Origin of the sequence: Spirillospora sp. NPDC049652 (genome assembly GCF_040675125.1) — a bacterium.
Taxonomy (GTDB): Bacteria; Actinomycetota; Actinomycetes; order Streptosporangiales; family Streptosporangiaceae; genus Spirillospora.
In genome coordinates, this window is the sequence record NZ_JBFAOF010000270.1 from 1 (window position 1) to 8,057 (window position 8,057).

At 73.5% G+C, this 8,057-nt stretch carries 6 protein-coding genes; 3 read left to right on the forward strand and 3 right to left on the reverse strand.

Going from position 1 to position 8,057, the window contains the following annotated elements; all coding sequences use genetic code 11:
- Together AB0J52_RS18740 and AB0J52_RS18745 are read left to right on the forward strand one after the other, a co-directional pair.
- Positions 1-710 (forward strand): Cgl0159 family (beta/alpha)8-fold protein (locus AB0J52_RS18740; RefSeq protein WP_500182863.1); only part of this gene is annotated, 710 nt, incomplete at its 5' end.
- Between the two features lie 146 nt (positions 711-856).
- Positions 857-2,056: a cytochrome P450 gene (locus AB0J52_RS18745; protein ID WP_500182864.1), complete on the forward strand. Its 1,200-nt coding sequence runs from the start codon at positions 857-859 to the stop codon at positions 2,054-2,056.
- 53 nt (positions 2,057-2,109) lie between these two features.
- On the opposite strand, the gene AB0J52_RS18750 is transcribed toward AB0J52_RS18745, so the two are convergent.
- Positions 2,110-5,985: a protein kinase domain-containing protein gene (locus tag AB0J52_RS18750; RefSeq protein ID WP_500182865.1), complete on the reverse strand. Its 3,876-nt coding sequence runs from the start codon at positions 5,983-5,985 to the stop codon at positions 2,110-2,112.
- A 245-nt stretch (positions 5,986-6,230) separates the two neighbouring features.
- On the opposite strand from AB0J52_RS18750, the gene AB0J52_RS18755 reads away from it, so the two are divergent.
- Entirely contained in the window at positions 6,231-6,506 is a 276-nt protein-coding gene (locus AB0J52_RS18755; protein WP_500182866.1) for a GlsB/YeaQ/YmgE family stress response membrane protein, read from the forward strand.
- 147 nt (positions 6,507-6,653) lie between these two features.
- Here AB0J52_RS18755 and AB0J52_RS18760 read toward each other — a convergent pair whose 3' ends face one another.
- Both AB0J52_RS18760 and AB0J52_RS18765 read right to left on the reverse strand, forming a co-directional pair.
- Complete coding sequence (locus AB0J52_RS18760) at positions 6,654-7,355, reverse strand: peptidase inhibitor family I36 protein (RefSeq protein ID WP_500182867.1); 702 nt, start codon at positions 7,353-7,355, stop codon at positions 6,654-6,656.
- An 84-nt stretch (positions 7,356-7,439) separates the two neighbouring features.
- Positions 7,440-8,057: alpha/beta hydrolase (locus tag AB0J52_RS18765; RefSeq protein WP_500182868.1), on the reverse strand; the 618-nt coding region annotated here is incomplete at its 5' end.

Here is an 8,057-nt window from a genome sequence, read left to right on the forward strand (position 1 = left end):
CCGACCGGTCGGACTACCTGGCGCGGGTCTGCGCGGCGCTGTCGCGGCCCGGCGTGGACGGCGTGCTCGGCACTCCCGACGTGGTCGAGGATCTGCTGCTCCTCGGCGTCCTGGACGGGATGGTCGTGCTCGGCTCGATGAACCGGGGCGGCCTGGCCGGGTCGGTGTTCGAGGCCGACGACCGGTTCACCGGCTACGACGCGGCGGCGGTCGCGGCGTCCCGGCTGGACGGCGGCAAGATGCTGCTGCGGATCGACGAGTCCGACCCGGCGACCGCGCCGACGCTGGAGGCGTGCGCGCGAGCCGTGACGGAGCTGGCCCGGCACGGGCTGATGGCGGTCGTGGAGCCGTTCTGCGCGCGCCGCGAGGACGGCCGGCTGCGCAACGTCCTCACCCCGGACGCGATGGTCCGCGCGGTCTCGGTGGCGTCCGCGCTGGGCGCCACCTCCGCGCGGACCTGGCTGAAGGTGCCCGCCGTCCCGGAGATGGACCGCGTGATGGCGGCCACGACGCTGCCCGCGCTGCTGCTCGGCGGCGAGGTCTCGGGCGACCGGCGGACCGCCGTGGAGCGGTGGCGGCGCGCGCTGTCGCCGCCGAACGTGCGCGGGCTGATCGTCGGCCGGTCCCTGCTGTATCCGCCGGACGGCGACGTGCGGGGCGCGGTGGACGCCGCCGTCGAGACCGTCGAGCAGGCCGTCCGCCCCCTGTGACGCGCGACCCGCCGGGCGGGGGAGTTAGAGAATGCTGTCCTTGTTGCGGGGGGACGGCGCGTCTACCGTGAGGATGTTCTGGATTGCGCGATTCCTCACTTTTGGCCTCGGCCGACACCGCGGTGCACCACCCCGATGGATTCGCCATGCCCGAACTTCCCGCGTTCCCGTTCCCCGACGGCCACGCCCTGCGGCCCGCCCCCCAGCTCGACGAGGTGCGGGGCGGGCGGGCGCCCGTCCGGGTCCGGCTGCCCTACGGCGACCCGGCCTGGCTGGTCACCCGGTACGAGGACGCCCGGCACGTCCTCAGCAGCCCGGCCTTCGCCCGCGATCCCCGGCGCGCCGGGATCGCCGAGGAGGACATCTCCCGCACGACCCCGGTGGACATCACCATCCAGACGATGGTGAGCACCGACCCGCCGGACCACACCCGCCTGCGGCGCTTCGTCTACCGCGCCTTCACGCCCCGCCGGGTCGAGCGGCTGCGCCCCGGCACCGAGCGCATCGCCCACCGCCTGGTGGACGCCATGGTCGAGCACGGCCCGCCCGCCGACCTGTTCGAGGCGTTCGGGCTGGCGCTGCCGATCGAGGTCATCTGCGACCTGCTGGGCGTGCCCGCCGCGGACCGGTCCCGCTTCACCGCCTGGACCGACACCCTGATCGAGACGGGCGGGCGGTCGCCCGAGGAGGTCATGGCCGCCATCGCCGAGATGAACGAGTACCTGGGCGAGCAGGCCGACCGGCGCGCCGGCGACGCGACCGACGACCTCATCGGCGCGCTGGTCCGCGCGCGGGTCGAGGACGACGGGCTGAGCCGCGACGAGATGGTCAACCTGGTCCGCACCCTGCTCGCCGCCGGGCACGAGACGACCGCCTCGCAGATCCCGAACTTCGTGTACCTGCTGCTGCGCGGCGGCGACTACAAGAAGCTGCGCGACCATCCCGAGCTAGTCCCGACGGCGGTCGAGGAGCTCCTGCGGTACGTCCCGCTGATCATCCAGGGCTCGTTCCCCCGCTTCGTGCTGGAGGACACGGAGGTGGGCGGGGTGGGTCTGCACCGGGGCGAGCAGGTGTTGATCGAGCTCTCGGCCGCCAACCGCGACGGCTCGGTGTTCCCCGACCCCGAGACCCTGGAGCTGGCCCGCGCCGACAATCCGCATCTCGCCTTCGGCTTCGGCCTGCACCGCTGCGTGGGCGCGACCCTGGCCAGGATGGAGCTGCAGGTGGCCCTGTCCACGCTGACCACCCGCCTGCCGGACCTGCGCCTGGTCCTCCCCGCCGACCAGATCCCCTGGAACACCGAGCGGATCGTCCGCCGTCCCCGCGAACTGCTCGTCACCTGGTGACCTGCGCCGCTCTGTCCTGAGGCCGCCGGCCCGGACGTCCGGCCGCGGCGGTCTCAGGACGTCCGCTGGCCGGTTCGGAGGGCCTCCCGGACGGCTGCCCAGGAGAACCGGTAGGCGGTGCCTTCGCGGCTGGACGGGATGGCGCCGTCCTTCGCGAGCTGGCGGACCTTGCGCGGGGTGAGGGACAGGCGCGACGCGAGCTGCGCCGTCGTGAGCACCTCGTCCGGGACGGCCGGGCGAGCGCGTTCCAGCCGCGTCTCCGCCGCGAGCGGCGGCGGACGAAGGACGGCCGTGGGTTGGTCTGGCGCGTCGACCGGAGGGCCGGGGCGCGGCTGGCCGGGGTCCGGGTGGCCGAGGTCCGGGCGGGGGAGGATGACCGTCGGTTCGCGGTCGGGTCCCGTCCAGCGGGCGGGCGGCTGCTGCGATGCGTCGCTCTCGGGCACGTCCAGCAGGGCCTGGCGCAGGTCGGCGGGGTGCTGGAAGCGCTTCGCCGGGTCGCGGTGGAGGGCCCTGGCGAGGACGCCCCGCAGTTCGGGGGAGACGGGCAGGGCGGAGACGTCCATCGTGCGCTCGACGATGTTCGCGAGGACGGTGAGCGGCGGATCCTGGGCGTAGGGGTGCTCGCCGAGGAGGCAGGCCAGCAGCACCATGCCGAGGGCGAAGACGTCGGCGCGGATGTCGATCTCCCGCGCGCCCTCGATCTGCTCGGGCGCCATGTAGAGCGGCGTGCCGATGATCACGCCGGTCTCGGTGAGGCGGCCGAGGAGCCGCAGGTCGTTGACGGCCTTGGCGATGCCGAGGTCGATGATCACCGGGCCGCGGTCGGGGACCAGGATGACGTTGCCCGGCTTGACGTCCAGCCGGGCCAGGCCCTGGTCGGCGAGGTACTGCAGGGTGCCGGCGAGCGAGGCCCCGAGCGACACGACCTCGTGCGGCGGGAGCCGCCGCAGCGCCAGCGACTCGGCGAGCGACGGCCCGTCGAGGTACTCCATGACGATCGACACCGACGGCCCGTCGCTGACGAGGTCGTAGACCGCGACCACGTGCGGGTGGCGCAGCCCCCGGCTGATCTCCGCCTCGCGCCGGAACCGCTCCCGGGCCTGCGCGTCGTCGGCCACGACCGAGCGGAGCTGCTTGATCGCCACCGTCCGCTGGAGCATGGTGTCGTAGCCCTCGTACACGGTGCTCATGCCGCCCTCGCCGATGAGGCGGCGCAGCTCGTACCGGTCGTCGATGGTGCGCAGCCCGTGGCCCGCGCCGACGGGCGGCGCGGGCGGGCGGGCGATCATGCCCGTCAGCGACGGGTCCGGCGGCGTGGGGACGACCGTCGCGCCGGAGCGCATCTGCGGGGACAGCGTGACGTTGAGCTCGGCGCGCTCGTCCGGGTTGGACTTGGCGATGCCGCGCAGGGAGCGGCGGACGTCGTCGGCGAGCCGGTAGGACGTGAGGCGCGACTCGGCGACGTCCGCGAGGAAGGTCGCCGACGCCGACACCCTGCGGACGACGGTGAGCACGCCGGCGTCCGCGAGGTGCTCCAGGAGCAGGTCCACGGCGGCGGGGCGGATGCGCAGCTGGGCGTCGAAGTCGCCGTCGTCCACGGCCTTCTGGATGTCGGCGGCGGTGAAGGGCAGGCCCTCGCTGCGCAGGATCCAGTCGGTGACGTAGTGGCCGCCGAGCCGCCAGCGGTCCTGGTCGATCTCGGATGGGAAGACGTGCCCGGCGGTCGCGGTGAAGAAGGCGTCGAGGGTCTCCTCCAGGCCCGCGTAGAACCGGACGCGGTCCCAGTCCTCCGGGGTGAACCGCAGGAACGGCCGGTCGTCCCGCCACTGCACGAACGAGTGCGCCTCCTGGAGCAGCTTGCGCAGCACGCCGCGGGACCTGAACGTGAGGTAGAGCGACAGCAGGCGCAGCGGTTCCCGCAGGGAAGGGGCGTCGCCGTCCTGGACGAGCCCCGTGACGAGCGCGTGCGCGGCGCGCCAGCTGCACGGGACGTAGAGCCGCCACGCGAAGATGCTCTCGTAGACGCCGTTGCCGCGCCCGACGTCGAGCAGCACCCGGTCCTGCAGGTCGGGGCCCGCCACGACGACGTAGTAGGCGCCCGGCATGGAGATGACGTTCTTCATGCCCGACAGCAGCCGTTCCAGCGCCGCCATGCCCTTCTTGGACGAGGTGAGCTTGTCCACCTCGTCCAGCACCACGACCAGGCTGAGCGGCAGGTCCCCGCCCGCGTTCCGGCGCGGCGACCGGGGGACGAGACCCCGCCGTCGCACCGGTCGCGGCTCGGACAGGATCCGGACGATCCGCATCATGTCGTACTCGACGTCGGTCTCCGAGTAGGCGAGGAAGGCCGCCTCCGTCGCGAGGGACCGGGTGCGCTTGGACGACATGCCCAGTTTCGGAAGGGCCAGCCCGGACGCGCCGAGCGCCTTCATCCCGGACGCCGACAGCCCGACCTCGGCGGACGCGCCGCGTTCGGTGGCGTCCGACCGGGTCTCCTTGAACGACAGCGAGGTGCGCATGTAGGTGAGCAGCAGCAGGTGCCGGGTCGCCTCGGGCAGGCGGTCGAACTCGCCGCTCTCGTTCAGCGCCTCGAACACGCGCCGGACCATCGCGAACAGCAGGTGCCCGGTGGTCATCGGCCGCGCGACGCTCAGCACGACCGGCAGGACGCGGCGTCCCTCCGGCGGCCGCTCCTCCAGGGCCTTGAGCGCCCGCTGGATCATGGTGGTCTTGCCGACGCCCCGGAAGCCCGTGATGAGGAACGTTCCGCCGTGCGAGTAGGCGATGCGTTCCCGCAGCGCCTCGGTGAGGGCGGACGGCCCGAGGTCCGGAAGCCCGGGATGCCGTTCCCACAGCGGCTCGTGGACGTACCGGAACCCCTCCTGGAGCGGGATGGCCGGGGGATCGCCGGGCGTCCCGAAGGACGCCGCCCAGTTCTCCGGCCGCGCGCCCGGAGAACTGGGCGGGAGGTGGCGGCGGCGCATCGTCCGCCAGAGGAACCGCGCGCCGCGCCCCAGTTGGCCAAGAGCCCACCCGAGCCCGAGGAGCGGCAGCATGAGGGCGATGACCAGCCACTGGCTGAGAGTCCAGACGGGCGCCAAGAGCGGCACCGTGAGGAAGACGGCCAGCCACACCAGGGCGGCCCCGAGGAAGCGGCCGGTGGCGCGTGGCGCCGCCCGGAGCCGCGCGCCGGGGCTGCCGCGCGCGAGTGCGAGCGCTTCGGCGAACCGCTCGACCGGCCGCCGTTCCTCGTCGATCTCCATCGTCAGCGCGGCCGACACCCGGTCGGCGATCCACGGCGCCGCGAAGTCGTGGGCGCCGAGGCCGATGAGCCACTCCCGCGCCAGCGCCCGTGTCACGTACAGGTCGCGGCGCCGGAGCTCCGGGCTTCCCCGGAACCAGTCGCCGTCGGCGTGCGTGACCTGCGTGCTCTGGCGGTAGGGGCCGGGCGACAACGCGATGGCCAGGCCGAGGTCGCAGAGCAGGAGATCGCTTTCCCCGGGCCGCCGCGCGAACTGCTCCGCGGTCAGCGACAGGACGCCGTACCCGGCGCGATGCACGGCGGCGACCGCTCGCGCCGCCGCCTCGGCTCGCCGGAGCGCCGCCGGGGCCCAGCCCGGGCCGGTCTCCTGGAGGCTCCGGGAGAACGGGACGACGTGCTCGGTCACCCGGAACGGCCGCCCGGCGGCGGTGACGCCCTCGTCCAGGACCGTGACCACGAACCGGGACCGGCAGCGCCGCAGGACCCTGGTCTCCTCCTCGAACATCCGCGCCGCCCAGGCGGTGCCGGCGTACGGCGGCCGCAGCACCCGCACCGTGACCGCCGCGTCGGCGCGCGCCTCGTCACGCGCCGACCAGAGGTCGGCGAACATGCTCCTGCCGCGCAGCCGCTCCAGCCGATACCGGTCCGCTATCAGACGCCCCGACACATACCAATCATGCGTCGCGAGGCGGCCACGGCCAGGGGAGCACGCCGAATTGATCTGGCCGGAGCGTGCCCGCCGCGTGCTTCCCCGGGTGCCTCCTCCGGTGCCGGTTCCGGCCGACGAGGCGGTGGCCCGGCACCCGGACGAACGCTTCCGGGGCGGTGTGATCCACGGATTGATCCCGATTGATGTGTATTCGTTCCGCCTGGAGGTATAGCAGTGGCGTCCGAGAGGAAGGCAGGAACACCATGCACGTCACCGGGATCATCACCGCGCTCGTCATCGGTCTCATCATCGGCGCGCTGGGACGACTCGTCGTCCCGGGCAAGCAGCACATCCCGATCTGGCTCACGACCGTCATCGGCGTGGTCGCCGCCCTCATCGGCACCGCCATCGCGGCGAGCCTCGGTGTCTCCGACACCAACGGCATCGACTGGGTCGAACTGGCCATTCAGGTCGTGCTGGCCGCGGTCGGGGTCGTCGCGGTCGCCGGCATCTACGGCCGTCGGGGCAGCCACCATTGACCTCGGTGAACGCTCACTGAACCACCACGAAGGCCGCCGTCCCGGATCGACCGGGGCGGCGGCCTTCGCTCGCGGTCTCCTCCGTCGCGGCCGTCCGCGGTCTCCTCCGTCGCGGCCGTCCGCGGACCGGCGTGCGCGGGCGGCGGGTCAGCTGTGCCGGTAGCTCAGCACCGCGACGGACGGCAGCGGGGCCCGGTCGAGGTGCTGCAGGATCGTCACCTGGCCCGTGCAGCCCGTCCCGGCGAAGAGCCGCTGCCGCTCCCTGCTGGTGTTCTGGACCGAACGCGCCACGAACGGCAGGGACTGGCACCTGCTGTCGCTGAAGTAGTCCGGCGGCAGCGTGATCTTCCGGCCGAGGAAGTTCGGCTCCGGCCAGAAGCAGACGTTCCCCTCGGCGCAGTTCGGGACGCCCGGCGTGGCCGTCTCCTCGGACGTCCCGCCGTTCGTGTACCGGCCCATGAACAGGGCCACCGCGACGCCGGTGACCGCGGCCGTCGTTCCGGCGGCGGCCACCACCGAGAGCACCAGGCGACGGGGCGCCAGGTGATGCGCGCCCCCCGGCGCCTGCGGGCGGACGGAGCCGCCCGCCGGACGGGCCGACGCCTCGATCCGCCGCCGCACCGGCTCCAGCTCGTCCAGGAGGTCGAGCCTGCCGCATCCGTGCAGGTAGCACCGGAGCTGCCGAGCCGTCGGGACCGCGCCGTTCTCGATGGTGGAGATGCGCTGGCGGGTCAGCGCGGCCCGGTCGAGGTTCGATCGCCTGGCCACGGCCTGCTGCGTGAGGTCTCCACGCAGCTCCCGCAGGCACGCCCCGAACTCCTCGGCCGAGACGATCTCGTCAGCGTCCAACCGCCCTCCAACACCAGGCGACTGGTACTCATCGTAGCCACGTGAACACGTGTCGGAGGAGCTGTCGGCACCGGTCGCCCGGGTCTACGCGTGGACGGCGACGGGCGGGATGTGCCCGAGGCAGGAGGTGTCGGGAACCCGCAGCGTGCGGATGAAGCCCGTCTGGATCGCGGCGACGCAGCCACTGGGCTCGTGTTCGGCGACATGGCCGACGTTGGGCACCTCAACGACCGTGGCGTGGCGGAACTGGCGCGCGGCCTGCCGACCCGTCTCAGTCGGGGTGTTGGGGTCGAGGTCGCCGGAGGTGACCAGGACGGGCACGTCGGGGAACGGCCCTGCGGTCGGCTGCCCCGGGCCATGGCGGTCGGGCCAGCGCACGCACGTGTTCCCCTGGTCGTAGCTCATGCTGGTCCAGGCCCGCTTCCCGAACGGCCAGAAGGCTCGCTCGGGCAGCGCCGCACGCCCGGCCGAGAACTGCCGGAGCCGGGCCGGGACCGAGGCTCCGCGGTTCCACAGCGTCGGGTAGTCGTTGCAGATCACGGTGGCGGCCAGCTCGGGATTGAAAGCCTGGACCTCGTCCTGCGGCTGGTCGTCGCCCTGCGGCTCGGCGTCGTCCCGCGGCAGTGACGACCCGCTCAGCGGGGCCGCCTGCCGGGCGGCCTCGACCAGCGGCGCGTCGTCGGAGCGCAGGGCACTGCGGAC